General features: G+C 69.0%; 2 protein-coding genes. Both read left to right on the forward strand.

Translation table 11 applies throughout. From position 1 onward, the window contains the following. Positions 1 to 800: hypothetical protein (locus FJY88_14215; GenBank protein ID MBM3288482.1), on the forward strand; the 800-nt coding region annotated here is incomplete at its 5' end. 272 nt (positions 801 to 1,072) lie between these two features. After that, positions 1,073 to 1,725, forward strand: a 653-nt coding sequence (locus tag FJY88_14220) for a serine/threonine protein kinase (GenBank protein MBM3288483.1), incomplete at its 3' end; no start/stop codon positions are given.

Below are 1,725 nucleotides of genomic sequence, written 5' to 3' on the forward strand. Positions count from 1 at the left end.
TGGGCCAGCTCGTCCCGGCCGGCAATGTCGTCTTCCAGGCCGGCGGGGAACAGATCGACGTTCTCGACGTGGCGGATCCCACCTCGCCCCGCCTCCTTCACTCGCTCCCGACAAGCCAGGAGATCGTCTGGCTGCAGCGCGCAGGCGACTATCTCTACGCCATGAGCCGGTACCTGGGACTCGTGATGATCCGCGCCTTCGATCGCGCCGCCGATCCCATCAGAGATCGGGCGCAGTCTCTCATTCTCCCGGCGCAGTCCGTTCCTCTGCGGCAGGTGAGGATGGAAGTCGACGCGACCCCTGCTGTCGACTGGGAGTTCAGCGCCGACGGCGGCGCGCACTGGCAGACTCTGCTCCCGCCCGGCGCCTGGCACGCGCTGGCGCACCCGGGCAGCGAGCCTCTCTGGCGAGCGACCCTGCTCTACGAGAGGATCGGCTCCCGGCCGGTCGTGGACGAGCTGCGCCTGGAATGGACCTCGGAGCCCGCAGCGACGCCTCCGTTGCCCCCGTCCGCGGCGGGCCCGCCCTTCGCGTTGCATCCATCGGCGCCCAATCCCGGCGCGCCCCCCATTGCCATCCGGTTCGAGCTTCCCTCAACCAGCCTCGGGATGCTCGAGATCCTCGACGTCTCAGGCCGCCGCTTGCGCCTTCTCGCGGGCGGACCGATGGATGCGGGCCGGAACCAGGCGATCTGGGACGGACGCGATGACCAGGGCCGCCCTCTTCCGGCGGGCATCTACACATGCCGCCTGCGGGCGGGCGGCCGCGAGGAGGCGCGCAAGCTGACTCTGATCGAATAGTCGGCTGGCGGGCGCCCGCGGCTCCATCCTTTGGCGCAAGCGTGATCTCCAGGGCCTGTGCCTGAGGGCGCCGAGCAGAAGCGGATGGACGTGCGTCAGCAGAGCCACCGAGGATATCATGGGCAGGCGGCGGGATTCGGCGTGGCAGCGGTGTCACTGAGTTCTCCATGAGCGTGGCCGCAGCTCGGACCCGCTGAAGAAGCAGACGGGCGGATCAGTCAAGGGAGAGTCCCGATAAACGAGGCTTGTCCTCGCCACGAGGTGGCGTTCCTATGACGTTGTCGCCGGGACAGAAGCTCGCCCACTTCCGCGTGATCCGGGAGATCGGCGCCGGCGGAATGGGCGTCGTGTTCCTCGTGAGGGACGAGCACCTCGACAGGGACGTCGCTCTCAAGGTTCTGCCCGCGGGCGCCCTCGCTGATCCGGCGTCGCGCCGGCGCTTCCGCTCCGAGGCGCTCGCGCTCTCCAAGCTCAGTCATCCGAACATCGCCGTCGTCCATGACTTCGACGTCCAGGACGGAGTCGATTTCCTGGTGATGGAGTGCGTGCCGGGGACGACCTTGCGCGACCGGCTCGCGGGCGGCCTCTTGCAGGAGGCCGAGATCCGGAAGATCGGGGCGCAGCTCGCGGCGGCGCTGGCCGCGGCGCACGATCAAGGCATCCTCCACCGCGACATCAAGCCGGGGAATCTGATCCTCACCCCGGACGGCCGGCTCAAGGTGCTCGACTTCGGCATCGCCAGGCTGTTCGCACCCTCTCCCGAGACCACGGTCGCGGAGACAGTGACCGTGCCGGGGGCCCTCATTGGGACTCCCGCGTACATGGCCCCGGAGCAGCTTCGGGGCGAGTCCGTGGACGCGCGCGCCGATATCTACGCGGCGGGCGTCGTCTTGTACGAACTCGCGACGGGATCCAGGCCACACGC

Source organism: Candidatus Eisenbacteria bacterium, assembly GCA_016867495.1.
GTDB lineage: Bacteria > Eisenbacteria > RBG-16-71-46 > CAIMUX01 > VGJL01 > VGJL01.